The sequence below is a fragment of the Pantoea leporis genome (assembly GCF_028048155.1).
Taxonomy (GTDB): Bacteria; Pseudomonadota; Gammaproteobacteria; order Enterobacterales; family Enterobacteriaceae; genus Pantoea; species Pantoea leporis.
This window is the reverse complement of sequence record NZ_JALMEU010000002.1, coordinates 424,246-447,244: the sequence shown is the minus strand read 5'-3', so window position 1 is coordinate 447,244 and position 22,999 is coordinate 424,246. Positions and strand designations below refer to the sequence as shown.

Genomic DNA, 22,999 nt, shown 5'->3' with positions numbered 1-22,999 from the left:
CGTTGCGCCACTGAGCCAGAGGAACACCTATGTCTAACCGTACTTTTATAGACCGTTATGTCTTGCCCGTCGCACTGAAAATCGCCGGTCAGAAGCATGTGCTCTCCGTGCGCGACGGCATCATTCTCAACATGCCGTTTATGCTGATTGGCAGCTTCTTCCTGATCTTTGCCTATCTGCCGATTCCGGCGTGGGGCCATTTAATGGCGGATCTGTTTGGCGAGACGTGGCGCAACAAACTGCTTTATCCGGTGCGCGCGACCTACGACATCATGGCGCTGATCTCCAGCTTCGGCATCGCTTACCGCCTGGCGGAGAAGTATCGCACGCTTGATCCGCTCACCAGCGGCGCGATGGCGTTAGTGGCATTTGTGATGACCATTCCGCAGCAGACGCTGTTTGCCCCGGTGGGGGGCGCGCCGACGCAGTTGGTCACCGGCGTGTTGCCGATTTCACTGATTGGCAGCCAGGGTTTGTTTGTGGCTATCGTGGTTGCGCTGCTATCGACCGAGATCTACCGCTTTGTGCACAACCGTAATTTGGTAATCAAGATGCCGGAGGGCGTGCCGCCTGCGGTGGCGAAATCCTTCCTCGCGCTGGTACCCGGTTTTTGTGTGCTGGCGGTGGTGTTGGTGATTCGTCTGGCGGTGGAAGCATCGCCGTTCGGCGATATCAATAACCTGATTGCTACTGTAATTGGTTTGCCGATGCATCACGTGGGCGGCACCTTGCCCGGCATGATTTTTTCGGTGCTGCTGATTGGGATTCTCTGGACGCTCGGGCTGCACGGTGATGCGATTGTGCTGGTGTTTATTCAGCCGGTTTGGCTGTCGAATATGAGTGAAAACCTCGAGGCGTTTCAGCACAACCAACCGATCCCGCACATCTTTACCCAGCAGTTTTATGATTTGTGGATTGCGCCCGGCGGCACCGGCGCGCTGCTGGGATTGGTGATTTTCATGCTGATTCGTTCACGCAGTCGCCAGATGAAGCAGCTCGGTAAAATTGCCGCACCGGCGGCGCTATTTAACATCAGTGAGCCATTAGTGTTCGGTATTCCGCTGGTGATGAACCCGTATCTGTTCCTGCCCTTTATCCTGACGCCGGTGGTGCTGGTGATTGTGTCGTGGGCGGCGATGAGCACCGGTTTGGTGGCGCCTCCGGCGGGGATTGCGCTGCCGTTTACCACACCGATTTTCGTCAGCGGCTATCTGGCCACCGGCGGGCATATTTCCGGCACCGTTTTGCAGGTGGTGAATCTGACAATTTCACTGGTGATTTACTATCCGTTCTTCCGGGTCTGGGATCGTCTGAAGTTCCGCGAGGAAGAGGCCAGCCTGCAGCAGGCAAAAGTGGTGAGCGGCGAAGCGGTAACGCCTTAGACACCGGGGCAGAAGCGCATCAAAGTGCGCTTCTGCAATCTATAATCCGATAAACAACAATACGCATTAATCACCTAACAGGACTAATTTACAATTCTCTTTGGACTCTAACTATCACTCAACTGACTGTTATCGCTGATTTTATTTCAATTGCTTAAAATAACAGCGGTTTTATTAAAAGAAACTTCTGTACTCTTATTACGTGTTTGTATATTTTTGTGATCAAGTGGTGACATAACTTCTTTCACCCCGAAACCCACGCTACTCAATGTAAACGTCAGCAGGCTCTCTTGATAGACATTTTCTCTAAAATTAACAATATTCCCCTTTTATTAAATTCAATCAGCTTAACGAGATCATTTGCGATCTCATTTTTCAGACTATTCCATTAATTTTTTATTACTCCATAAAGTGCTGGCACTAACGTCGCCAGGGGAAACGCATGCAAAAAATGAATATCAGTACCGATTTTATCGCCTATTTCAATTGTGGTTCTGTAAAACTGAAATCTGAGGCCGAAATATTGGGTTCAATTATCACCGCTATCATAAAAGATAAAAAAACCGTTACCAATAAGAGCATTATTGCCTATCTGCTGGCAGAGCTTGAGAGCACCAATGATGTGATTTTCCAGGATTGTCTGCGGAATACGCTGCAAATCGTGGTAGGAAAGACGCCGGATGATGACGGCTTTTTCAGTTAAGATAATCTCCCATAATTAAGAACGTGGGTTTTAAACTGATTCAATTTTAAAAGTTCAGGATTTATCTGACAGTATCAGGCCATGAGAATGGCGTTATAATTACTGGCCCGACCAGAATAATCTGGCACACAGATAAATCCAACAATAAGTGATATTTTATGAATTACAGCAATTTTTCAGCAAAAGTGAGTTTCTGGCCCAATATGCATTTCACCGCAATTGAAATTGTACAGTGCGGCGATCTCTACGAAATATATGCGACGGACATTTCCCGTCTCGCTAAAAGTAAGCTTTTTGTCGGGCGCACACATGATAAAAATCTGGCGGATTCCTACGCGAAACAGTTCGAAGAGTGGTTACCTAAAGTTAATCGTGAAATGAAACTGCGTGACATTGCGCCGTTAACAGGAAATATGCCGTCGCAGGTTTTTTGTAGAAAACGGGATCTTGAAATTTTGCCGAGCCAGGCAGAATTTTTGCGTAACCCTCATCAATGGTAGTCCTCAGTAATTAGTCTTAAAATGCGAGCTTGCGATTAAGATTATTACTCTTCTAAAGGCGGTGCTGCCCATCACCGCCATCAGAAATAAACTTTTACTCATTCAACGGTTAAATCGTATACGTTTAGCCTGCTCATCGCTTTCGCATTATACAAATCTGAACCAGGCTCAACATGTCATGGTTAATTATGTATACAAGCGAGGAACGAATGGATTTTGTACAACGCACGATTGATTTAGCAATGAAAAACGTTGAAGAGGGCGGTCGCCCATTTGCAACAGTCATTGTTCGCGACGGCAAGTTAATCGCTGAGAGCGCAAACCAGGTCGCACAGACGAATGATCCCACGGCTCATGCTGAAATACTGGCCATCCGCGAAGCCTGCCGTGAATCAAGCAGCGAAAACCTCACAGACTGCGACATTTACATTCTTGCCAGCCCTTGTCCAATGTGTCTGGGTGCACTCTATTATTGCAGTCCAAAGCAGGTGATATACATCACCAAACGCGAAGAATACTCGACGTATTACCGTGACGATCGTAAATACTTTGAACTGGACACCTTTTACGCTGAATACAGCAAGCCAATTGAACAACGTCGCTTGCCGATGCAATATCAGCCTCGACCGCAGGCGCTCGACGTCTATAAACGCTGGCAGGTTTTAAATAAATAAAAGCGTGTCAGTTGCTCGCGGCTAAATCCCTCCCAAGATGATCAACACCCTTGCCACGTACCCAACTGGTGCAAATCCCCTCGATTTGCACCAGCAAAACTCATAATGTCCACTTATAACCCCGCACAAAATTCATTTAATTCAGCGCATTAATAATCTGGCACGCGCGTTGCTATTCGATTGGTAGAGATGTTGGACCAATTAGGGCATTGCCATGCAGATACCGGCTGAGCTTCATCCTATTTCCACGCCGAGCAGCGATACGCTGATTCTCGATGCGCTAACGCGCTATATGGCGCAGTCGGGTGCGCAGCCCGGCAGCCGCTTGCCGCCGGAACGCGTACTTGCGGAGAAGCTTGGCGTCAGCCGCAATACGGTGCGTGAAGCACTCAAACGCTGGGAAGCGCTTGGCATTATTTTGCGTAAAAAGGGCAGCGGGACTTTTTTGCAGGCGGAAGTGGGCGTCAACGACAGCTTCTTATCGCTGCGCTTTAAAAACGACTCGGCCAACATGCTGCACGCGCTGGAAGTGCGCCGCATTATCGAGTCGGAATCCTGCGCGTTGGCGGCTCAACGTGCCTCGGCTGCCGATCTGATCGAAATCGAACAACGTCTTAATGAGATGGAAAAAGTGCATCTGGCGATCGGTTCTGCCGGTGCGGAAGACTGGGCATTTCACGCCAGTATCTATCGGGCTGCCGGAAATCCATTGCTGCTACAAATGCTCAACGGCATTTACGACTCATTTCATGCATTTTTTGAATCACCGCCGGAACAGGCGCTGTTTTCAGACTCTTTCCCGCTGCATCGTGAACTCTTCAACGCTATCCGCCAGCGCGATTGCACGGCGGCGCGCGCGATCTGCCATCAAATTCTCGATATCACCGAACGCGACATGAAGGATGTAATGAATGCCAAACGATAAGTTGATTTCGCAACAAACGCTGCTCACTCACGATCAACGCCATGAAATGGGCGCGGTCACTACGCCGATTTACCAGTCTTCGCTGTTCACCTTCAGTGATTACGACAGCATGATCGCGCGCTTTCGCGGCGAGAGCGATCAGCCGCTCTATTCGCGCGTCGATAACCCGACGGTAAAAGCGCTGCAGGACAAGATGGCGGCGCTGGAGGGCGGCGAAGCCTGTCTGGCTTTTGGCAGCGGCATGGCGGCGATCAGCAATGCGATTCTCAGCGTGGTGGCGCCGGGTAAAAAAGTGGTGTGCGTTAATCACGTTTATCCCGATACCTATCGCTTTCTGCGTGGCTTCTGTCAGCGCTTTGGCATCGTCACCGAGTTTGTCGATGGCGATGACGAAGCTGCAATTGGTGCGGCCTTATCGGATGCCAGCCTGCTGTATCTGGAAAGTCCCTCAAGCTGGGTGATGAGTGAACAGAATCTGAATCAGCTCGGCGCGATGGCGCGCGAAGCGGGCGTGGTCAGCATGATCGATAACAGCTGGGCTTCACCGATTTTCCAGCAGCCGCTGCTGTGCGGCATCGATATCGTGGTGCACTCGGCGTCGAAATATATCAGCGGCCACAGCGATGTGGTGGCTGGTCTGGTGATCGCCAGCCAGCAGCACATCAACAACATTACGCGTCACATCAGTCCTTACCTCGGCGGCAAACTTTCGGCGCATGAAGCGTCACTGCTGATGCGCGGCCTGCGCACGCTGCCGCTGCGCATGAAACACCACCACCAGAGCGCGCTGACTATTGCTGAGAAACTGGCGGAGCATCCGCTAGTGACCGGCGTCTGCCATCCGGGGCTGACACCGCAGTCGTGGTCCACCTTGCGCGGCTACAGCGGTCTGTTTGCCTTTGAAGTGGCGGAGCAGGTGGATATTCCGCAGTTGTGCAACGCGCTGGAGCTGTTCCACATGGGCGTGAGCTGGGGCGGATTTGAGAGTCTGGTGATGCCGGCGATTTCAGTGATCAATCAGGCCAGTGAATTTAACTCGGCGGTGGATTTCGGCGTCTCGCCACGGCTGATCCGCATCTCGGTCGGCCTTGAAGAGACCAACGATTTGTGGGCCGATTTGCAGCAAGCCCTTGCCAGCGCGAATCGCGCGTAATCACTCACTGGAGAAAAGTCATGACGCAACGTTTTGCCGTGAAAGCATTAGTGTTAGCCGTGGGTTTGAGTGCAGCGATGAGCAGCCTCGCCGCCAAGCTTACCGTAGTGGAAGTGATTACCAGCCCGCCGCGCACCGCGCTGCTGCAAAAAATGCTCGATGAGTATAAAACCCAGCATCCCGGCACGGAGATTGAACTGATTTCACTGCCGTGGGGCCAGGCGTTTGAAAAGCTCGGCACCATGCTGCAGAGCGGTCAGGTGCCGGATGTGGTGGAAATGCCGGATACCTGGCAAGGATTGTATGCCAGTAACAATATGCTGGAAGACCTCGAGCCGCGCCTGAAAAGCTGGGATGCCACGCCGCAGCTCACCGATAAAACGCTGGCCATGGCGCGCGCCGCCAACGGCAAAGCCACCATGGTGCCGTACGGCTTTTATCTGCGCGCGCTGTTCTGGAATAAAAAGCTGTTCCAGCAGGCAGGATTGAACGAACCGCCCAAAACCATGGAGGAATTCGCCAGTGATGCCCAGCGCATCAGCAAATTGGGGAATGGCATCAGCGGCTACTGCATGCGCGGTGGCGTGGGCGGCACCAACGCCTGGATGATGTTTATGGCGGCGATGAACGGTTCGCCGGAGTTCTTCGATAAACAAGGTAACAGCACGCTGACCGAGCCGGGTGCGATGAAAGGCGCGCAGCTGCTGGTGGATATGTATCAAAAGGGCGGCGCCTCGAAAGACAGCGTTAACTGGGGCTTCAATGAGATCGTTTCGGGCTTCTATTCAGGTAAATGCGCAATGCTCGATCAGGATCCCGACGCGCTGATCGCCATTAAAAACAGCATGGCGGCCGATGATTTCGCTGTGGCTCCGATGCCGGTTGGCCCGTCAGGCAAAGCTTTCCCGACCATTGGCTATACCGGCTGGTCGATGTTCAAGCAGGGTAAACAGAAGGATCTCGCCTGGCCGCTGATTACCTTCCTCAGTGACAAAACCAACAACCTCGCATGGTCAAAATTCGTCGGCACGCTGCCGATTTACAAAGGTGCCGAGCAAGACCCGTTTTACCAAACGCCGCAGTTCGCCGGCTGGTTCAAAGAGCTGAACGATCCTAACTATGTGCCACTCACCATGCCAACCCATCTCAAAGGCTGGGGCTATTTCAACTCGGTGATTGTGAAAGAGAGCAGCCAGGAAACCTTGCTGGGTGAGAACGATACCGAAAGCATGGTGAAAGATTGGGCGAACTATCTCAGCAAAGAGCAGAAAGCCTGGCTTGCTACGCAGTAACCTTTAACCACGCGGAGTGTGATTATGATGCTTGATGCTTCTCTGCCCAACAGTCCGGCGCGCCGCCGCCTCCGCTGGAGTCGGCTGGCTGAGCCGTGGTGGTATCTCTCGCCTGGCCTGTTGCTGATCGCTTTGTTCATCTTTGTGCCGATGGCGATCGGCATCTCCTATGCGTTTCAGAGCATTAACCTGCTGAATCCGCTGGAGACCGGTTGGGTCGGCTGGGATAACTTCAGCGAGATGTTTGATGACCGGCGCTTTTTCAAAGCGCTGGGCCACACGCTGAACTGGACGCTCAGCTCGCTGCTGCTGCAGTTCTTTTTCGGTTTGGCGCTGGCGCTGCTGCTCAATCGTGAATTCCGTTTTCGCCGTTGGGTGCAGGCGCTGGTGTTCTTGCCGTGGGCGGTTCCGGCGTTTCTCTCTGGCTTGACCTGGTCATGGTTGTTCAATCCGGTCGTCGGGCCGCTGCCGCAGTGGCTGAGCGATTTGGGCGTGCTGAGTGAGCCGTACAACATTCTGTCCGATCCGCAGTTGGCTATGTGGGGACCGGTGATTGCCAACGTCTGGTTTGGCATTCCGTTCTTTGCCATCACGCTGCTGGCGGCGCTGCAGTCGATTCCCAAAGACCTGTACGAAGCGGCCTCGATTGACGGTGCCAGCGGCTGGCAGCAGTTTCGTCGCGTCACGCTGCCGTTTCTGGCACCGATGATCGCTATCACCGTGATGCTGCGCACCATCTGGATCGCCAATTTTGCCGACCTCATTGTGGTGATGACCGATGGCGGTCCGGCGGGATCGACCTCGATTCTCTCCAGCTACATCTTCACCACCGCCTATCGCAAGCTCGACTTTGGCTATGCCTCAGCGATGGCGGTGTTTCTGTTACTGCTGATGACCTGTTATGCGCTGGTGTTGCTGCGCATCCGTCATCAGCTGCTGAAATAGGAGGCGACAATGCGACTCTTACCGCTGATTGGCCATCGCCTGAGTATTGCGGCGTATCTGCTGTTCGCGCTGTTTCCGCTGTATTGGATCATCAAAATCTCGCTGACGCCGGACCAACTGTTGTTTAGTCAGGGCGTAAGGTTATTGCCGAGCGGCGTGACCTTTGGTCATTTCAAAAAAGTGCTGACCGACAGTGATTTCCCGACCTTTTTTACCAACAGCCTGATTGTCTCGTTTAGCACCGCGTTTCTTACCACGCTGATTGCCGCTGCGGCCGGTTATGCCTTTTCGCGCTTCCAGTTCCGCGGCAAAGTGCTAATCGCCGGACTGCTGCTGTTCACGCAGATGTTTCCGCTGGTGATGATCATCGCGCCGATTTACAAGGTGATGGCGCCGCTGGGCCTGACCAACAGCTTGCTGGGGCTGATTCTGATCTACACCGCGTTTAACGTGCCGTTTGCCACCTTCCTGATGCAATCCTTCTTTGATGCGATTCCCAAAGATCTGGAGGAGTCGGCGATGCTGGAAGGCTGCACGCGTTTTCAGGCGCTGTATCGCGTGCTGATGCCCCTGACCTTGCCGGGCATGGCGGCCACATTGGGTTTTGTGTTTACCGCAGCGTGGAGCGAGCTGCTGTTCTCGCTGATGCTGATCAACAAAAACGAAGTGATGACCTTCCCAGTTGGGCTGCTCAGCTTCGTGTCGAAGTTTGCCGTTTCCTGGGGCGAGATGATGGCGGCGGTGGTGCTGGCGCTGATCCCGGCCTGTCTGTTCTTCGCCTTTATTCAACGCTATTTGGTTCAGGGACTCACCGCCGGTGCGGTTAAGGGGTAAATCATGGCTGAAATCACGCTCAAACAGATCGACAAGCGCTATGGCAACGTTGAGGTGCTGCGCGATATTAACCTCACCATCAAAGACGGCGAATTCGTGGTACTGGTGGGACCTTCCGGCTGTGGCAAATCGACGCTGCTGCGCACCATCGCCGGACTGGAGCTGGCGACCGGCGGCGATATTCGTATCGGCAACCAGCTGATGAACGATGTGGCACCCAAAGATCGCGATATCTCGATGGTGTTCCAAAGCTACGCGCTCTATCCGCATCTAACGGTGGCGCGCAATATGGGCTTCAGCCTGGAAATCCAGAAGCGTCCGCGCGCGGAAATTGAAGAGAAGGTGAGGCGTGCGGCGGAAATTCTCAGCCTGACGCATCTGCTTGATCGCCGACCCAAAGAGTTATCCGGCGGTCAGCGGCAGCGTGTGGCCATGGGACGCGCCATCGTGCGTCAGCCGCAGGTGTTTCTGTTTGATGAACCGCTGTCGAACCTGGATGCACAGCTGCGCGGTCAGATGCGCGTCGAGATAAAGAAGCTGCACCAGCAGATGAACAACACCATTGTGTACGTGACGCACGATCAGGTTGAAGCCATGACGCTGGCGGATCGCATTGTGGTGCTCAACAACGGTGTGATTCAGCAGGTCGGTACGCCGCTCGAGCTGTATGACACACCGGCGAACAAGTTTGTCGCCAGCTTTATTGGCTCGCCATCAATGAACTTCATCAATGGCATGATGACCGCGCAGGGCGTGCGTATTGGCGATAGCGCACAGCTGCCGTTGAATCAGCATTGGTCGCAGCATCAGGCTGGGCGAGCGGTAATTTACGGTATCCGACCAGAGAATGTGGCGATTGCCGAAGCGGGCGCGATGAATGCGCTGCCGTTAGAAGTGTCGCTGGTGGAGCCGACGGGATTATCCGAGCTGATTCATGGATCGCTATTGGGGCATGACATCATGCTGTTCACCACGCAACGTTCTGGCGCACAGGCGGGGGATATTCTGCCAGTGACCATTGATGCGGATCGCGCGATGCTGTTTGATGCGGATTCGCAAAAACGTTTATAACGCGTGTTACAGCTGCCTGTTTGCACAGGCAGCTCAGGGAATTACTTAGATTGCTGCTGTTTGCTGTCCGCTTCTTTCTGCTTTTTGTTTGCCATATGGTGACCAACCGCACAACCCGCTGCTGCACCCGCAACGCCGTGATGCGCCACGTGGCCCGCCACGCCGCCGACAACCGCTCCTTTGATGCAGCCCTTCGCTTCGACCTGAGAAGTGACCGACAGCAGCACGCCCGCAGTTAATACAATCAGAGAAAATTTACGCACTGGATTTATTCCTTATAAAGTTAATAGCGTGTAAATACACGCTTCCAGTGTAGTAAGTGGAATAAATCCTACCGTTATAAACTGTAAACAAAGATATTTTAGCGAAATACCCTAATTCGGTTTAGTGAACGCTTTTTAATCGGCTTATTTAACATTATTAATCATTGATAAAAGTCACAGACTAATGGAATGCGCTGGCGAGTGTTTATCAGGTTTGTAGAAGAGAAGCAACCTCCTTGCTGCCCGCATCATCGTTAACGTTTCAGTCTGGCCCAATCGACAAACTGGCCATCCTTCATCACCGCCGCTTTTTCCGGAAAATAGTGATAGAAAATGACGGTCAATCCATCGCCTTGCATAACACGCGCAGAGTCGGTGGTGGCTATCTCCGCCATCATCTTGCCGTCGCAGGTGACTTCATGATTCTTCACATTAAAAGTGAATTTTCTGAACTGATAGATTTTCAATTTCGCTGCATCCTAACCGATAACAGTAAGGCAAAGTGAAGTGAGAAAAGCAGGGGTTGCGGCTTTCATACTATTTATTTCCTGTGGTGATTATTCGCCATGAAAACGTACGCGAGGCCACTAAGACTTTTCTTATCTTTAATCAAGTTGGATGAGCTTGTTTTTATCGGGGAATGTCATCGCGCCGCGGCGATCATTTTTTATGCGGCAAGACTTGCTGATAGCGCTGCTGAATTAGATTGGATTTTACAAAACAATTGTTTTCTCTTAACCTGACTGACGCACGTTGATTTTCTCAAGATAACAACGCCATTGGTTAATAACTCTTAAGCTTGAGTAAATATGACTACACAGAGAATTAAATGACCAGCAGTTACGATGAACAGATGAAGGACCGAATGATTGGTGAGGCGCTGCTTGCTCTTTTAGAAGACCAGGTTGCAGTATCCTCTGCGGCGCTGATAGCCAAACTTGAAGAGATGGCGGAAACAGAAGAGGAAAGCTACAGGCGAGTTGCCTGCCAACGCGCACTGGCGGATGTCAGAAATCATAGCGTCAGGACCAGCACGCAACGCGACGGACAAGATTTCAGTAGTGAGAAGCATGCTAATATCCCGAATCAGAAAAAGCACTGATTACGATGCTAAACACTTTTCCGCAATCTTACTCATCGCGTTGACATAATCCTGCTTGAGCTGAACGGGCGCTGCTTCTTCTTGCTGCTTCAATAGCGCAGTAATGTGATCAAGTTGCAAAGGTTGATCGGATTTAAGCAGGCATGACACGGCGTGACCAATGACAGCATTAATGTCATCCATATTTTCCGCTTTCTCGTCTGACATCACCTTCTCCTTAATCCCTTTGCTAATTAACATTTTTCAGCTTGCTCCAAAGCATTCATAGGAATGTATTATTTCGCGCCCTCAGGGCAGGGCATTGATCAGTTTCTGGCGCAGCGTGGTTACACGTGCAGTGAGATCGGCCAGTTCTTCATAAGGCGTATCCATCACTGACACCATGTCAGCCGGAACGCCGGCCGCCGCGATCTTTAATTCTTGTCCCTGCTCAGTGACGGAGATCAACACTCTGCGCTCATCGCCACCAACATCGCGTTTTCTACTGATAATGCCAGCCTGCTCCAGTCGCTTTAAAAGCTGGCTGAGCGTGCCTGAATCCAGCTGCACGCGCGCGCCCAATTCTGAAACGGTGACATGGTCTTTTTCCCACAGCGCCAGCAGCACCAGATACTGCGGATAGGTCAAACCCAGTGGTTTCAGTCGCGACTGATAAAGTTTGGTCATCGCAAGGGACGCGGAATAGAGCGCGAAGCAGAGAAACTGGTCGACAGTCACCGGCGCTTCACTCTCAGGACCTACACAGCAAACTTCATCGTTTAACTCTTTCATATCACCACTATTTTTAAGGCAGAGTTGCAGTCATTGAGACTGAAAAACGTGAATATATTGACATAAATTAGATTGAAGTCAATCTAATTTGGATTGGCTATTTTTTTGTTAATATCTATTGTAAATCATAGGATTAGCTATAATTTCATTAACAATCGATGGTAACGCAAGGTTTAAAACTTCTATGGATTCAGCAACGCCCGGCATTCTCATCCTCGCGGCAGGTAAAGGCTCGCGTTATATCGCCAGCGGCGGCAGCGGCAATAAGTTGCTGGCCAGCATAAACGACGATGCGCCGACGGTAATTGAAACGGTGATTGAACAGGCAAAGCTGAGTGGCTTGCCGGTGGCGCTGGTGACGCGTCCCGACTATCTGGCGGTGCGTCAGCATGCAGTAAAGGCAGGCGTGCAGCTTGTGCTGTGTGAAAGTGGCGGCAGCGGCGAATCCATTGCGGCGGGTGTGGCGATGACCGCTCACTGGAACGGATGGATCATTACGCTGGGAGATATGCCGTGGCTAACGGTGGATCATTATCGGCAAGTAAAAGAGGCGTTAGAAAAGGGCGCGGCGCAGGTGCGTCTTACCTATAAAGGCAAACCCGGCCATCCGGTCGGGTTTGCTGGATGCTACGCTGAGGCGTTACGCAATTTGCAGGGCGATGAAGGTGCCAGAGCGCTGCTGGACCCGCGCTTACTGGTCACCTTTGAAGCGGATGCTGCTGTACAGCGCGATCTCGATGTGGTGGCTAAACCACGTTGAGCCGAGCCGCCGCGACATCCGCGACAATTGATAGCGCTAGCGTGCACGCATCGCGCGCCTGGGCAAAGATGCCAATCGGCGCTTTGATGCGCGCAATCTCTTCCTCACTGAACCCTAACGACAGCAATTTCTTAATACGCGTTGCATGCGTGCGCCGACTTCCCAATGCTCCGATATAGAAGGGTGCAGAACGCAGCGCTGCCAGAAGCACTGGGAGTTCGCGATCGAGATCGTGATACAGCAAAATCACCGCCGTGAAGGGATCAACGGCCTGCGCCTGCACATCCTCACCAGAAAGCACCTCGTAACCAGCGGCCTGCGCAATCGACGCCGTCGCCAGCGCTTCGACTGAACGTCCATATACCGCCACGCGTGTTTTTGGCAGATAGCCGGTGATAAAGGCATCCTCCTGCCAGCCGGTCATCTCAGTGCAAGCAGAGCTCGCCAGCCGCTGAAACGTCGGCAGATAGCGCAGCGCTGCGGGTTGACGCGTTGCCAGCAAATCCAGCACGTTTCTAAGCGGTTGCGCGTCACGTAGCTGATGGAAAGCCAGCGTGATGCCGCCGCCACAGGGCAGCACAATATCCAGATAAGGCGATCCTTCGCCATATCTCACAAAGCGATCTTTGCCAGTGGCGATAACTTGCAACGCTTCATAAGCCGCCGCCGCTTCCACGCAGCCGCCGGAAACATAGCCGCAATAGCGGCCATCTTCCCGCACCACCATCTGCGCACCCAATGCCCGCGCCGCGCCACCGCGAATCTCAACCAGCGTGACCAGCACGGCAGCGGAATCTGCCTCCATTGCTTCAAGCGCGAAGCGCAGGATGCTTTCACTGTCATCGGTCTGTAAAGCCTGCTGCGGCTTGATCTGCGGATGCAGATCGTCATCAATCAGTAGCTGCTGCAATGCGCTTCTCCTCTGCTTTAGACAAGGGCAGGCAAGCCTTTAAGTAACTTATCCAGCGTCACCGGATAGTCGCGCACGCGTACGCCGGTGGCGTTGTAAATGGCATTGACGATTGCCGCGCTGACGCCGCACAAGCCCAGTTCACCCACGCCCTTTGCTTTCATCGGTGAGGAGATGGGATCGGTGTCATCAAGGAAGATCACCTCCTGTTGCGGGATATCGGCGTGAACCGGCACTTCGTAGCCCGCCATATCGTGGTTGACGAAATAACCGAGGCGTTCATCGACGAACAGCTCCTCCATCAACGCGCCGCCAAGTCCCATCGTCATGGCACCAATCACCTGACTGCGCGCCGTTTTGGGATTGAGAATGCGCCCGGCGGCACAAACCGCCAGCATGCGCCGCACGCGCACTTCACCGGTAGCGACGTCCACGCCGACTTCAACGAAGTGTCCGGCGAAAGTGGATTGCTGATATTGCTCGTCAAGATCGCCAAACTCGATGGTGTCTTCCACGGTGATGGTGGCTTCAGCGGCGGCCTGGGCGAGCGGCGCGCTCTGGTTTCCGTCATGCACCTGACCGTCGCTGAAAGTAGCGCGTTGCGCATCAAAGCCCAGTTTGCTGGCGACCGCTTCACGTAATTTCACGCAGGCGGCGTAAACGCCGGATGTTGAGGTGTTCGCGCCCCATTGTCCGCCGGAACCGGCAGAAACCGGGAAGTCTGAATCGCCTAAACGAACCGCCACACGCTCAATCGGTACGCCCATCATCTCCGCCGCCGTTTGCGCGAGGATGGTGTAGCTGCCGGTGCCGATGTCGGTCATGTCGGTTTCAACGGTGATGATGCCGTTATTGTCCAGATGCACACGCGCACCGGAAGGCGCCACCATGTTGTTACGAAAACCGGCCGCAACACCCATGCCGACCAGCCAGCGTCCCTCTTTGACCATTGCCGGTTTGGCGTTGCGTCGTGACCAGCCAAAGCGCTCGGCGCCGGTATTCAGGCACTCAACCAGCTGGCGGCGTGAGAAAGGGCGCTCGGGTTTGGCCGGATCGACCTGCGTGTCATTGAGGATGCGGAAGGCGATCGGATCAATGCCCACTTTTTCCGCTATTTCATCAATGGCAATTTCAAGCGCCATGAGTCCAGGCGCTTCACCCGGTGCGCGCATGGCGTTACCTTCGGGCAGATCCAGCGTCGCCAGTCGTAATCCGGTAAAGCGGTTAGCACCGGCGTAAAGCAGTTCCGTTTGCTGCACGGCGGTTTCAGGTGTGCCTCCCGGCAGGTTCCCCGACCAGCTTTCATGCGCGATGGCCTGAATCTTGCCGGCTTTATCGGTGCCGATGCGGATGTGCTGAATGGTGGCCGGTCGATGTGTGGTGTTATTGGCGATTAATGGCCGAGGCAGCATCACTTTGACCGGACGCTTAACCGCGCGCGCACCCAGCGCAGCTAACACTGCATCGCTGCGCAGGAACAGCTTGCCGCCAAAGCCGCCGCCAATATAAGGCGACACGATGCGGATCTTCTCCATCGGCATGTTGAGCGTGGCGGCCAGATCGGTGCGGCACCAGTCAATCATCTGATTCGAGGTCCAGACGGTGAGTTTATCGCCTTGCCACGTCGCCATCGAGGCGTGCGGTTCCATCGCGGTGTGGCTTTGGTCCGGCGTGGTGTAGTGCGCATCCAGCTTGACGTCAGCTGCAGTAAACGCACCGGCGAAATCACCGACGGATTTATCTGGCGTATCTTCGGGCGCGGAGGTAACGCCCGGCTTTTGCTGCGCGAGATCATAAGCGCCGCGCTCACGCTGACAATCCACCTTCACTAAACTCGCCGCCGCACGCGCCTGCTCAAACGTCTCCGCCACGACCAGTGCGACGGCCTGGTGATAGTGTTCGATGGTATCGCTGGCCAACAGGCGAGCGGTATTTTTATCGCCTTTGCCCAGTTTTCCCGCGTTGTTAGCCGTCACCACCGCTAACACGCCCGACGCATTTTGCGCTGCCTGCACATCAATGGCGGTGATTTTTCCTTTGGCGATCGGCGCGCCGACCACATAGCCGTACGCCGCATCGGGCGCTTCGTGATGCCATTCGTAGGCATAATGCGCCAGGCCGGAGGTTTTCAGCGGTCCGTCGATACGATTGAGTGGCTGACCAACTACCTTGAGCTGATCAATTGGGTTATTGCCTGCGGATTTTTCGAATTTCATCAGTTATCCCCTCGCTTCTGCCAATACGGAAGCGAGCGTTCGCTGCGCCAGAATGATCTTAAACTCGTTTTCAGCGGTAGGTTGCGCCGTGGCGAACAGCCGATCGCTCACTGCCTGCGCGCCCTGAATCAGCGCATTATCCGCCTCTTCCAACCGCCACGGCTGATGTGCCACGCCACCGAGCGCCAAGCGACCGGATTTATCCGGCTGAATGATGGCGGCAACAGAGACCAGCGCAAAAGCGTAGGACGCGCGGTCGCGCACCTTGCGGTAAATGTGCGTGCCGCCCAGCGGAGCCGGCAGTGTAACGGCCACTATCAGCTCGCCAGGAGTGAGCACGGTTTCCAGATGCGGCGTATTGCCAGGCGCACGATAGAATTCAGCAATCGGGATTTTGCGCTCTCGCCCATCCGGGCTGACCGTTTCCACTACCGCATCCAGCAAACGCATCGCCACCGCCATATCGCTCGGATGGGTGGCGATACAGGCCTGGCTGGTTCCGACCACCGCATGCTGGCGACTGAAGCCATCCAGCGCCGCGCAGCCGCTGCCGGGTAAACGTTTGTTGCACGGTTGGTTGGTGTCATAGAAGTAGGGGCAACGCGTGCGCTGCAGCAGATTACCTGCGGTTGTCGCCTGATTACGTAACTGGCCGGAAGCGCCAGCCACTAACGCGCGCGACAGCACGCCATAATCACGGCGAATACGCGCATCGGCCGCCAGATCGGTGTTACGCACCAATGCGCCGATGCGTAATCCGCCATCGGCTGTGGCCTCGATTTTGTCCAGCTCAAGCCCATTCACATCAATAAGATGCGCGGGCGTCTCAATCTCCAGCTTCATCAGATCGAGCAGATTGGTGCCGCCGGCGATGAATTTGGCATTGGTATGTTGCTGGGCGCTGGTAGCGGCTTCAGCCGGGGTTTTGACCCGCTGGTAAGTGAAGGCTTTCATGATTCCAGACCCTCCGCGTACTCTTCAATCGCCGCAAGAATGTTGGAATAGGCACCGCAGCGGCAGATATTGCCACTCATGCGCTCACGAATTTCATCCGCAGTCACGTTGGGCGCGGAAACCAGATCGTGGGTGACGTGGCTGGGAATGCCCGCTTTGATCTCTTCCAGCACCGCCATCGATGAACATATTTGCCCAGGTGTGCAGTAGCCGCACTGGTAACCATCATGTTTGATGAACGCCGCCTGCAAGGGATGCAGCTCATCCGGATTTCCCAAACCTTCAATGGTGGTGATTTCTGCATCCTGCTGCATCACCGCTAAGGTCAGGCACGCGTTGATGCGACGTCCGTTGACCATCACTGTACAGGCACCACATTGGCCGTGATCGCAGCCTTTTTTGGTGCCGGTCAAATGCAGGTGCTCACGCAATGCGTCCAGCAGCGTAGTGCGGGTATCAACGTTTAATTGCTGCTGTATACCGTTGACTTTGAAGCTGATCGGCACCATTGACGGCACAGGTGTTGTTAAGTGTTGGCTGCTCATGCCAAACCTCCAGTAAAAGGGTTAAATGTTGGGGTACAACTTATTTTTGTATGGTTTTAGAAGGGTAAGCATAGTCGGCATCTGCGAAAGCATTATCCGTAATCACTAAATGGGTTTATGAGCGGAAGTAATAAAAGCAGGTTAGGGCGGTGAATAGCCCGCGAAAACGGCGCTTCTCCAGGGCCGTAGCGGCTAACTATTTCGCCAGGTTTTTGATATTTTCGTCAATGCGCGCCTGGAGAAAGCGCAGCGTTTCCGCAGTGATTTGCTCTGGGAACATATCGGCCGCTTTGCGGGCAAAGCCAGATGCAACCGAGCAGTAATTATCGATGATATCGCCTGCCTGCGCTGGCGTGAGTTCAGTTTCCTGTTGCCCGAGCGCTACCAGGTGAGCGCGTTTAATCTCTGCGCAACCCATAACAGCTTGACGATTTCTTCGGGTTTGCTAAGAGTTAAATCCAGCATATTGTGGCTTAACGTCCAAAAATGACTTTAACACCCAATATTATGGAGTTAATCAACGCTTTCGGCGAGTTGTTGTTCCAGAAAGGCAATAAACGCTCTTACCTTTGCATTCAGCGCCGAACGCTCGTTGACGCAAGCATAAATATTCATCGGTGAAGCCACCACGTCGCTTTTCTCACCTTGATCTGAGTGGAATAAAGGTATTAGTTGACCACTCTCGAGCAACGGCTGAGCAATAAAACTCGCCAGCCGGGCAATTCCACCGCCGTTTTCGGCAATTTTCGCGATGATATCAATATCATCGCTGATGAATTCTGGGTTGAGCTTTGCATTCACCGGCTGGCCATTGACCATAAACGTCCACGGAAGAAAGCGTCCGTCGGTTGGATAGCGGAAAACCAAACAGGCGTGCTGGCTCAGATCTTCAGGCGTTTTAGGGATGCCCGCACGCGCCAGATAAGCGGGTGCCGCGCAGAAGATAAAGGGTAATGAGGCAATTTTGCGGGCGATCAATTGATCGTTCAGTTGCGCCTCAATACGAATACTGACGTCAACGCCTTCCAGGCGGTGGTCAACATTGCGATCGGTACTGATCAGTTCGATATCAATATCGGGGTAAGTTTGTTTAAAGGCAGGCATCAGTGGGGCGAGAACGTGTCTGCCAAATGCCGCCGTGGTGGCGATGCAAAGCGAACCCTGCGGTTTGGTTTCAATCGCTGCGGCCTGCGAGGCAAGGTCAATATCATGGGGAATGTGTCGGACTTTTTCGAAATAGCGTTTACCGCTTTCGGTTAACGTCATGCTGCGGGTAGTGCGGGAAAGCAGCCGCACACCCAAATGCGTCTCCAGACGCGCAACACTTTGGCTTACCGCCGCTGGACTCATTCCTTTCGCCCGCGCGGCGGCGGCAATGCTGCCGTTCTCAACTACGCGAATAAAAGTGTTGATCAACCCCAGTAAATCCATAGATCCCTCAATGCGTGATTCGTTACTTTTACTTAATAATGATTAAAGCAGAAGCGTTCTACTCGCATCCTGATTCACTTGATAGGTTAGCGGCTGTTTTGCTTAAACTTACTGAAAAGGATCACGCTATGACAATAGCAACCGAGAAAAGTAGTGCTCGTCTACGCCTGCCAAAGCACGTTTCACCTTACATCTTCGCGCTGTATATGGCGACAATCATGGCGTTTCTGATGAGCCTGGTCATTACCTTCGCCGAATTTGGCATCGGGCCGCATTATATGGAAAATGTGATGAATGCATATCAAGTTGCGATGCCCGCGGCTTTTGTTTGCATACTGGTAGTGCGCCCGATTGTGGTTCGGTTGGTGGGATTAACGGTGCATGGTCATTGAGTCGTTTGATGTTCCCTCACATCAGTTTTATTGGGGGCTTCCAACTCTGCTCTGTAAAAAATTGATGAACGCTCGTACTTTTTCAGGTACATGGCGCGTGTTGGGGTAAAGCGCATAAATTCCTTGACGGGGAAAATGATGATCTGGCAGTAGTTGGATCAAATTCCCCAGGCGCAACTCTTCCTGCACAAGCCAGGCAGGTAAGAGGGCAACACCAGCCCCTCCAAGAGCAAAAGCCAAGAGCGAAGCAGCGTTGTCAGCCATGATCATGGCAGGACTATGTACGTTGAAGACTACGCTCTCACCTTCGGGTGTTGAAACTTGCAAACCTGAGATGTCCAATATTCTGTAATAACATATGATTTAACTTTGGCTCTATTTTATTTTTATCCTCAAAATCAGTTATGCTGACCTGCATTGAAAATGAAAAAGGAATTATCCATTGCGTACCCGTGATTCTGCGCGTTTGCTTATTATGAACTCCCTCAATCAGGTCTTATTATTCAAGTTCAGGCATGAGAAGGATGCGCTGGCAGGTAAAGTATATTGGGCAACTCCCGGTGGAGGCGTGGAATCAGAAGAGACTTTTGAGCAGGCAGCCATTCGGGAACTTAGAGAAGAAACAGGCATTTATGTTAATGATGTAGGACAGGCGTTAACGGAGAGAACCTTTGAAATGACTCTGCCCAGCGGTGAGGTGGTTCTGGCACATGAGCGATTTTATTTTATTAAAATAGGCGATGAAGATATCAGTACCAGCGGATGGACTGAAAATGAAAAATCAGTCATCAATAGTTATCATTGGTGGGATCTTAATGAACTTCGAAATACTGACGACGTTGTTTATCCCTCAAATATTCCTGATATCTGCTCAATTGCCTCATCAATCTAAGTGCGCATAATCATGATTATGTTAAATCAAGCATCTCATCGCGCACTCATACCACGTCTAAACCCGATATCAACCGTCACCCTTTCAAGTGACGTTTTAGGTTAAACACCCGCGTTAAGGCGGCTGGTAATAATCTCAAGCCCAATCTGTTGGCCGTATGAAAGTTCAAGCGTGTTGCCGTCGGGATCGGCGAAGAATGCCCAATAACCGACGGGAGCGGCTGATTGTTGCGCTGGGCGGCGTAACACACCTTCGCATTCAGCCTGAGCAACCCTGGCATCAATCTCTTCTTTACTGTCATACGCAACGCCTATATGACCAAACGGACCCAGAGGCGTATCCACTGTGGTTTGAGATTGCACCAACACCAACGCAAATGGACGCGTTAAATCAGAAAGCCATGCGACTTTTTGCGCTTCTGCAATGCCTGATGCCCGCTCATGGATCACCTGCATCCCTGCGTAACGTTGATAGAAATCGATGCTGCGTTCTATATCTCTCACTTGCAGCGCTATGTGGCTAAAACCAATATCGTGCTCTTTCATATTCCAATCCTGTAAAATAAGAAGAATTGGAATATGACATAAAATGTTGATGGCACTTGTTCACGAATGCCTAAAGATGAAGCTCATACACCACGCAAGGCACATCGTAGTGTTGCTCAATCGCTTTGTAGGTCATGCCAAGCCGCTGCATCACCTTCTGCGAAGCGGCATTCTCAGGATCGGCCACCGCAACCAAATATTTAACGCCAACCTTTTCTACCGCAAACTTAACTATCGCCTGTGCGGCTTCGGTGGCAAAACCTTTACCGTGATAATTGGCATTGAGACGCCAGCCAATTTCCAAAGGCGCACCATCCTGATTGGCTAAATGCTGCAGACAGCAAGCACCGACGATTTCGCCAGACTCTTTTTCCCGCATCGCCCACCAGGAAAAACCATATTGCTGCCAGCGCGATTGAACGCGTTCGATACTCGTCAGGGTCTCTTCTGGCGTTTTAACTACGCCATTGCTGATGTAACGCATAATTTCCGGATCGCTTTCCATCGCTCGCAGTCCGTCAAAATGCGCCAGCTCAAAGGGTTCCAGCCGCAGTCGGGTTGTTTCTAATTCCATCATTCCTCCACTTAATGAAGAGCCTACACCAGCGTCATCGCATACGGTGACGCTTCAGAAATATCCAGCTGCTGCGCCAGTTAACTATGTCGGCTATTTTACCCAACAGCAAATGAAACGCGCCAGGCTGATATACCACCCGCTGCCTTTCCTGGCTGTGCATCGCTTTATGTTCTTATTTTCGTTGCACATTTTTTCCAGTGGCAAGCCCGATGCAAGGCTAACGCCCAGCGCGGCCATACGTTCACCCAGCGGTTATATCTCAACAACACTGACATGCCTTTAAATCTGTAATCGCGAATTTGGGAAATTTCGTACAAACCTCCCTTCCCCAGTCCGATATTCATAGCACCGGGATCGCGCTTTAATGCCAGCATAATAAAGATGGGGATAACTATGTTGTCATTAACGCTGATAGACAATAACAAATGGATTACTGAAGGGATTTCGCGTTATTTTGCCGGGAAATTTATTCATGTAAAAAATATAGATAGTGACGATATTGACTCAGCGCTGAGTAAGATCGCAGGAACGGATTTGCTCATCAGTGAATTAACCGCTTATGGCCGCGATGTGCAATTCTTTACCGAATTGTTGCTAAAAGTCCAACGAACTTCTCCAGACACGCGAATTATCGTGCTAACCGATTTGCATGAGAAAGCGGTCATTAGCTATGTGGTCAGTTTGCTGCCAGGTGTTACTTTTCTTTCGAAAAAGTGCAGTCTGAAAGCGCTTTCTGATGCTGTATTAGGTTTACCGTTGGCTACAGAATTTGAGGCGGGTGTTCGCCGCACCAAGCAAACCCTTTCAGCGCGGGAGTTCGGCTTATTGCGCATGCTGGGGCAAACCAGCAATCTCACCGATATTGGATACAAACTGCATCTCAGTTGTAAAACCATCAGCCATCATCGGCAGAGTATTATTCGCAAGCTCAACTGCGCCAATAATAAAGAGTTATTCAGCCGGTTAAGCCGGATGGGATATCACAGCAAACCGGTTTGAACAAAGGGGCATGGCATCGAATATTGTGTGATTGCGGTTGCATTTCCGTCAATGATTGCTGGTTAACTGCGCACGCCGAGGCGCAGAATGGAATATATAACCATATATGAATATATATTCAATGACGCAATCATCTGAGGAGAAGGTCAAATGAGTTCCTACACGTATCCGAAATTCGGTGCCGGATTGTGGCACTTCGCCAACTATATTGATCGCTACGCCGTAGATGGTTACGGGCCAGCGCTTAGCACCCTCGATCAGATTAAACTCGCTGGCAGCGTCGAGGACCTATCCTATGTTGATGTGCCCTATCCCTTCACCGAAGGCGTAACCGTAGCGCAGGTTAAACAAGCGCTCGCCGATGCCGGATTGAAAGCCATTGGCGTGACGCCAGAAATCTATCTGCGCCGCTTTTCACGCGGTGCTTTCACCAATCCCGACGCCGCCATTCGCCAACAGGCGTTTGATTTAATGCACGAAGCCGCCACCGTAGTGCGTGAGCTGGGGGCTAACTACGTGAAAGTCTGGCCGGGTCAGGATGGCTGGGATTATCCGTTCCAGGTCGATCATAAAAACCTGTGGAAGATGGCCGTAGAGGGTATGCGCGGACTGGCGAGCGCCAATCCAGACGTCAAATTTGCTATCGAGTACAAACCGCGTGAACCACGCGTGAAAATGACCTGGGATTCAGCTGCGCGTACGCTGCTCGGCATTGAGGATATTGGACTGGATAACGTTGGCGTGCTGCTCGATTTTGGTCATGCACTGTTTGCCGGTGAATCCCCAGCGGATTCCGCCCAGCTGATTATCGATCGTGGTCGTCTGTTTGGTATGGACGTCAACGACAACCTGCGCGGCTGGGATGACGATCTGGTGGTCGGTACCGTGCACATGACCGAGATTTTTGAGTTCTTCTATGTTCTGAAGATCAATAACTGGGACGGCGTGTGGCAGCTTGATCAATTCCCGTTCCGTGAAGATCATGTTGAAGCCGCCAATCTGTCGATTCGCTTCCTCAAACATATCTATCGCGCGCTGGATAAGCTGGATATCGCCGCGTTGCAAGAAGCGCAGCGTGAGCAAAACCCGCTAAAAGCGCAGAGGATTATTCAGAATGCGTTGCTGACCAGCATAGAACAGTAATTTTACGTCGTGGGTCGTCA

28 protein-coding genes and 1 pseudogene are annotated in these 22,999 nt (G+C 52.4%); 16 read left to right on the top strand and 13 right to left on the bottom strand.

Translation table 11 applies throughout. The features are described from left to right. The first annotated feature begins 29 nt into the window (after positions 1–29). From celB to MWH02_RS09265, 10 genes are all read left to right on the top strand, one after another. Positions 30–1,382, top strand: a complete 1,353-nt coding sequence (gene celB, locus MWH02_RS09310) for a PTS cellobiose transporter subunit IIC (RefSeq protein WP_271460432.1) — start codon at positions 30–32, stop codon at positions 1,380–1,382. A 442-nt stretch (positions 1,383–1,824) separates the two neighbouring features. Beyond that, complete coding sequence (locus MWH02_RS09305; protein ID WP_101761515.1) at positions 1,825–2,085, top strand: biofilm/acid-resistance regulator YmgB/AriR; 261 nt, start codon at positions 1,825–1,827, stop codon at positions 2,083–2,085. Between the two features lie 158 nt (positions 2,086–2,243). Further along, on the top strand, positions 2,244–2,585 hold the full coding sequence (locus MWH02_RS09300; RefSeq protein ID WP_101761514.1) for a hypothetical protein: 342 nt from the start codon (positions 2,244–2,246) through the stop codon (positions 2,583–2,585). 209 nt (positions 2,586–2,794) lie between these two features. Next, positions 2,795–3,259: a nucleoside deaminase gene (locus tag MWH02_RS09295; protein ID WP_271460431.1), complete on the top strand. Its 465-nt coding sequence runs from the start codon at positions 2,795–2,797 to the stop codon at positions 3,257–3,259. A 214-nt stretch (positions 3,260–3,473) separates the two neighbouring features. Then, the gene (locus MWH02_RS09290; RefSeq protein ID WP_271460430.1) at positions 3,474–4,184 is read left to right on the top strand and encodes a FadR/GntR family transcriptional regulator; all 711 of its coding nucleotides are present in this window, start codon (positions 3,474–3,476) and stop codon (positions 4,182–4,184) included. Further along, on the top strand, positions 4,171–5,337 hold the full coding sequence (locus MWH02_RS09285) for a PLP-dependent transferase (RefSeq protein WP_271460429.1): 1,167 nt from the start codon (positions 4,171–4,173) through the stop codon (positions 5,335–5,337). The genes MWH02_RS09290 and MWH02_RS09285 overlap by 14 nt, the downstream gene beginning before the upstream one ends. Positions 5,338–5,357: 20 nt before the next feature. Then, entirely contained in the window at positions 5,358–6,629 is a 1,272-nt protein-coding gene (locus MWH02_RS09280) for an ABC transporter substrate-binding protein (RefSeq protein WP_271460428.1), read from the top strand. 24 nt (positions 6,630–6,653) lie between these two features. After that, entirely contained in the window at positions 6,654–7,574 is a 921-nt protein-coding gene (locus tag MWH02_RS09275; protein WP_192234862.1) for a carbohydrate ABC transporter permease, read from the top strand. A gap of 9 nt (positions 7,575–7,583) precedes the next feature. Then, complete coding sequence (locus MWH02_RS09270) at positions 7,584–8,408, top strand: carbohydrate ABC transporter permease (protein WP_271460427.1); 825 nt, start codon at positions 7,584–7,586, stop codon at positions 8,406–8,408. Positions 8,409–8,411: 3 nt separating this feature from the next. Further along, positions 8,412–9,479, top strand: a complete 1,068-nt coding sequence (locus MWH02_RS09265) for an ABC transporter ATP-binding protein (RefSeq protein WP_110866891.1) — start codon at positions 8,412–8,414, stop codon at positions 9,477–9,479. A 41-nt stretch (positions 9,480–9,520) separates the two neighbouring features. Here the strand turns inward: MWH02_RS09265 and MWH02_RS09260 are convergent, their stop codons facing one another. Both MWH02_RS09260 and MWH02_RS09255 read right to left on the bottom strand, forming a co-directional pair. Next, the gene (locus MWH02_RS09260) at positions 9,521–9,742 is read right to left on the bottom strand and encodes a hypothetical protein (RefSeq protein ID WP_101761506.1); all 222 of its coding nucleotides are present in this window, start codon (positions 9,740–9,742) and stop codon (positions 9,521–9,523) included. A gap of 254 nt (positions 9,743–9,996) precedes the next feature. Further along, positions 9,997–10,173 carry a hypothetical protein gene (locus MWH02_RS09255; protein WP_158238597.1) on the bottom strand — a complete coding sequence of 59 codons (177 nt, stop codon included), beginning with the start codon at positions 10,171–10,173 and terminating at the stop codon, positions 9,997–9,999. Between the two features lie 398 nt (positions 10,174–10,571). Here MWH02_RS09255 and MWH02_RS09250 point away from each other — a divergent pair, with 398 nt between their 5' ends. Further along, entirely contained in the window at positions 10,572–10,844 is a 273-nt protein-coding gene (locus tag MWH02_RS09250) for a hypothetical protein (RefSeq protein ID WP_110866893.1), read from the top strand. Here the strand turns inward: MWH02_RS09250 and MWH02_RS09245 are convergent, their stop codons facing one another. Together MWH02_RS09245 and MWH02_RS09240 are read right to left on the bottom strand one after the other, a co-directional pair. Beyond that, a complete protein-coding gene (locus tag MWH02_RS09245; RefSeq protein WP_271460426.1) occupies positions 10,845–11,051 on the bottom strand; it encodes a hypothetical protein in 207 nt (68 codons plus the stop codon). A gap of 81 nt (positions 11,052–11,132) precedes the next feature. Beyond that, positions 11,133–11,615 carry a MarR family winged helix-turn-helix transcriptional regulator gene (locus MWH02_RS09240; protein ID WP_101761502.1) on the bottom strand — a complete coding sequence of 161 codons (483 nt, stop codon included), beginning with the start codon at positions 11,613–11,615 and terminating at the stop codon, positions 11,133–11,135. Positions 11,616–11,799: 184 nt separating this feature from the next. Here MWH02_RS09240 and MWH02_RS09235 point away from each other — a divergent pair, with 184 nt between their 5' ends. Then, the gene (locus MWH02_RS09235; protein ID WP_271460425.1) at positions 11,800–12,375 is read left to right on the top strand and encodes a nucleotidyltransferase family protein; all 576 of its coding nucleotides are present in this window, start codon (positions 11,800–11,802) and stop codon (positions 12,373–12,375) included. Here the strand turns inward: MWH02_RS09235 and MWH02_RS09230 are convergent. The 6 genes from MWH02_RS09230 to MWH02_RS09205 all read right to left on the bottom strand — a co-directional run bounded on the left by MWH02_RS09230 (position 12,362) and on the right by MWH02_RS09205 (position 18,431). Then, positions 12,362–13,285, bottom strand: a complete 924-nt coding sequence (locus MWH02_RS09230; RefSeq protein WP_271460424.1) for an XdhC family protein — start codon at positions 13,283–13,285, stop codon at positions 12,362–12,364. The genes MWH02_RS09235 and MWH02_RS09230 overlap by 14 nt on opposite strands. A gap of 17 nt (positions 13,286–13,302) precedes the next feature. Beyond that, positions 13,303–15,501 (bottom strand): aldehyde oxidoreductase molybdenum-binding subunit PaoC, encoded by a 2,199-nt coding sequence (paoC, locus tag MWH02_RS09225; RefSeq protein WP_271460423.1) that lies wholly within the window; start codon positions 15,499–15,501, stop codon positions 13,303–13,305. Between the two features lie 3 nt (positions 15,502–15,504). Then, on the bottom strand, positions 15,505–16,455 hold the full coding sequence (locus MWH02_RS09220; protein WP_271460422.1) for an FAD binding domain-containing protein: 951 nt from the start codon (positions 16,453–16,455) through the stop codon (positions 15,505–15,507). Further along, a complete protein-coding gene (gene paoA / locus MWH02_RS09215) occupies positions 16,452–17,000 on the bottom strand; it encodes an aldehyde dehydrogenase iron-sulfur subunit PaoA (RefSeq protein WP_110866898.1) in 549 nt (182 codons plus the stop codon). Before paoA ends, MWH02_RS09220 begins: the two co-directional genes overlap by 4 nt. Before the next feature lie 196 nt (positions 17,001–17,196). After that, the gene (locus tag MWH02_RS09210; protein ID WP_271460421.1) at positions 17,197–17,418 is read right to left on the bottom strand and encodes a hypothetical protein; all 222 of its coding nucleotides are present in this window, start codon (positions 17,416–17,418) and stop codon (positions 17,197–17,199) included. 95 nt (positions 17,419–17,513) lie between these two features. Continuing rightward, on the bottom strand, positions 17,514–18,431 hold the full coding sequence (locus MWH02_RS09205) for a LysR family transcriptional regulator (RefSeq protein WP_110866899.1): 918 nt from the start codon (positions 18,429–18,431) through the stop codon (positions 17,514–17,516). Between the two features lie 128 nt (positions 18,432–18,559). Between MWH02_RS09205 and MWH02_RS09200 the strand changes: the two genes are divergently transcribed. After that, positions 18,560–18,823 carry a DUF2798 domain-containing protein gene (locus MWH02_RS09200; RefSeq protein ID WP_192412983.1) on the top strand — a complete coding sequence of 88 codons (264 nt, stop codon included), beginning with the start codon at positions 18,560–18,562 and terminating at the stop codon, positions 18,821–18,823. A 27-nt stretch (positions 18,824–18,850) separates the two neighbouring features. Here MWH02_RS09200 and MWH02_RS09195 read toward each other — a convergent pair. After that, positions 18,851–19,183, bottom strand: a pseudogene (locus tag MWH02_RS09195) (LysR substrate-binding domain-containing protein); the annotation flags it as partial. An 82-nt stretch (positions 19,184–19,265) separates the two neighbouring features. On the opposite strand from MWH02_RS09195, the gene MWH02_RS09190 reads away from it, so the two are divergent. Next, a complete protein-coding gene (locus tag MWH02_RS09190) occupies positions 19,266–19,715 on the top strand; it encodes an NUDIX hydrolase (protein WP_192234879.1) in 450 nt (149 codons plus the stop codon). A 101-nt stretch (positions 19,716–19,816) separates the two neighbouring features. Here the strand turns inward: MWH02_RS09190 and MWH02_RS09185 are convergent, their stop codons facing one another. Continuing rightward, entirely contained in the window at positions 19,817–20,260 is a 444-nt protein-coding gene (locus MWH02_RS09185; protein WP_271460420.1) for a VOC family protein, read from the bottom strand. Between the two features lie 70 nt (positions 20,261–20,330). Then, positions 20,331–20,834 carry a GNAT family N-acetyltransferase gene (locus MWH02_RS09180; RefSeq protein WP_217548546.1) on the bottom strand — a complete coding sequence of 168 codons (504 nt, stop codon included), beginning with the start codon at positions 20,832–20,834 and terminating at the stop codon, positions 20,331–20,333. 396 nt (positions 20,835–21,230) lie between these two features. Between MWH02_RS09180 and MWH02_RS09175 the strand changes: the two genes are divergently transcribed. Both MWH02_RS09175 and MWH02_RS09170 read left to right on the top strand, forming a co-directional pair. Beyond that, entirely contained in the window at positions 21,231–21,836 is a 606-nt protein-coding gene (locus tag MWH02_RS09175; RefSeq protein WP_271460419.1) for a helix-turn-helix transcriptional regulator, read from the top strand. 150 nt (positions 21,837–21,986) lie between these two features. Continuing rightward, the gene (locus tag MWH02_RS09170; protein WP_271460418.1) at positions 21,987–22,979 is read left to right on the top strand and encodes a sugar phosphate isomerase/epimerase family protein; all 993 of its coding nucleotides are present in this window, start codon (positions 21,987–21,989) and stop codon (positions 22,977–22,979) included. Positions 22,980–22,999 lie beyond the last annotated feature (20 nt).

Excerpts from the sequence above, each read along its gene's own strand:
- celB (WP_271460432.1), top strand. The coding sequence starts at position 30 with ATGTCTAACCGTACTTTTATAGACCGTTATGTCTTGCCCGTCGCACTG.
- MWH02_RS09305 (WP_101761515.1), top strand. The coding sequence starts at position 1,825 with ATGCAAAAAATGAATATCAGTACCGATTTTATCGCCTATTTCAATTGT.
- MWH02_RS09300 (WP_101761514.1), top strand. The coding sequence starts at position 2,244 with ATGAATTACAGCAATTTTTCAGCAAAAGTGAGTTTCTGGCCCAATATG.
- MWH02_RS09295 (WP_271460431.1), top strand. The coding sequence starts at position 2,795 with ATGGATTTTGTACAACGCACGATTGATTTAGCAATGAAAAACGTTGAA.
- MWH02_RS09290 (WP_271460430.1), top strand. The coding sequence starts at position 3,474 with ATGCAGATACCGGCTGAGCTTCATCCTATTTCCACGCCGAGCAGCGAT.
- MWH02_RS09285 (WP_271460429.1), top strand. The coding sequence starts at position 4,171 with ATGCCAAACGATAAGTTGATTTCGCAACAAACGCTGCTCACTCACGAT.
- MWH02_RS09280 (WP_271460428.1), top strand. The coding sequence starts at position 5,358 with ATGACGCAACGTTTTGCCGTGAAAGCATTAGTGTTAGCCGTGGGTTTG.
- MWH02_RS09275 (WP_192234862.1), top strand. The coding sequence starts at position 6,654 with ATGATGCTTGATGCTTCTCTGCCCAACAGTCCGGCGCGCCGCCGCCTC.
- MWH02_RS09270 (WP_271460427.1), top strand. The coding sequence starts at position 7,584 with ATGCGACTCTTACCGCTGATTGGCCATCGCCTGAGTATTGCGGCGTAT.
- MWH02_RS09265 (WP_110866891.1), top strand. The coding sequence starts at position 8,412 with ATGGCTGAAATCACGCTCAAACAGATCGACAAGCGCTATGGCAACGTT.
- MWH02_RS09250 (WP_110866893.1), top strand. The coding sequence starts at position 10,572 with ATGACCAGCAGTTACGATGAACAGATGAAGGACCGAATGATTGGTGAG.
- MWH02_RS09245 (WP_271460426.1), bottom strand. The coding sequence starts at position 11,051 with ATGTCAGACGAGAAAGCGGAAAATATGGATGACATTAATGCTGTCATT.
- MWH02_RS09240 (WP_101761502.1), bottom strand. The coding sequence starts at position 11,615 with ATGAAAGAGTTAAACGATGAAGTTTGCTGTGTAGGTCCTGAGAGTGAA.
- MWH02_RS09235 (WP_271460425.1), top strand. The coding sequence starts at position 11,800 with ATGGATTCAGCAACGCCCGGCATTCTCATCCTCGCGGCAGGTAAAGGC.
- paoC (WP_271460423.1), bottom strand. The coding sequence starts at position 15,501 with ATGAAATTCGAAAAATCCGCAGGCAATAACCCAATTGATCAGCTCAAG.
- MWH02_RS09220 (WP_271460422.1), bottom strand. The coding sequence starts at position 16,455 with ATGAAAGCCTTCACTTACCAGCGGGTCAAAACCCCGGCTGAAGCCGCT.
- paoA (WP_110866898.1), bottom strand. The coding sequence starts at position 17,000 with ATGAGCAGCCAACACTTAACAACACCTGTGCCGTCAATGGTGCCGATC.
- MWH02_RS09210 (WP_271460421.1), bottom strand. The coding sequence starts at position 17,418 with ATGGGTTGCGCAGAGATTAAACGCGCTCACCTGGTAGCGCTCGGGCAA.
- MWH02_RS09205 (WP_110866899.1), bottom strand. The coding sequence starts at position 18,431 with ATGGATTTACTGGGGTTGATCAACACTTTTATTCGCGTAGTTGAGAAC.
- MWH02_RS09200 (WP_192412983.1), top strand. The coding sequence starts at position 18,560 with ATGACAATAGCAACCGAGAAAAGTAGTGCTCGTCTACGCCTGCCAAAG.
- MWH02_RS09185 (WP_271460420.1), bottom strand. The coding sequence starts at position 20,260 with ATGAAAGAGCACGATATTGGTTTTAGCCACATAGCGCTGCAAGTGAGA.
- MWH02_RS09180 (WP_217548546.1), bottom strand. The coding sequence starts at position 20,834 with ATGGAATTAGAAACAACCCGACTGCGGCTGGAACCCTTTGAGCTGGCG.
- MWH02_RS09175 (WP_271460419.1), top strand. The coding sequence starts at position 21,231 with ATGTTGTCATTAACGCTGATAGACAATAACAAATGGATTACTGAAGGG.
- MWH02_RS09170 (WP_271460418.1), top strand. The coding sequence starts at position 21,987 with ATGAGTTCCTACACGTATCCGAAATTCGGTGCCGGATTGTGGCACTTC.